The organism is Pseudomonas sp. HY7a-MNA-CIBAN-0227, from assembly GCF_040310325.1.
In the GTDB taxonomy this organism is placed as follows: domain Bacteria; phylum Pseudomonadota; class Gammaproteobacteria; order Pseudomonadales; family Pseudomonadaceae; genus Aquipseudomonas.
On record NZ_JBEOPT010000138.1, the window covers coordinates 1 to 272 of the forward strand.

The 272-nt window shown below is 44.1% G+C and carries 1 pseudogene; it reads right to left on the reverse strand.

The window, feature by feature from the left end:
• Positions 1-272, reverse strand: a pseudogene (locus tag AAEZ06_RS27310) (hypothetical protein); the annotation flags it as partial.

Sequence of the window (272 nt, forward strand, 5' to 3'; positions counted from 1 at the left end):
TTTAGGATGTATTCACCGGCTTGCGATTTATTGCTACGGGTATAGCAGGCTTTAATTTGTAATTGATAAAACAGCGCGTGGTAAATATTGTCTTTGCTATCCAAGTCAATATGTGGGGCGATTAATGGCTGAGTGGCAGGCTCAATGCGCACTCTGTCTATCCATGAATGGGTGACTTTGCTGTTTTTTAGCTGCCGCCGTGCTAGGTCAAACCACGGAAATAACTCATCTAAAATAACAGGCGGTAATAGCTGGGTCAGATTGGCCTCAAC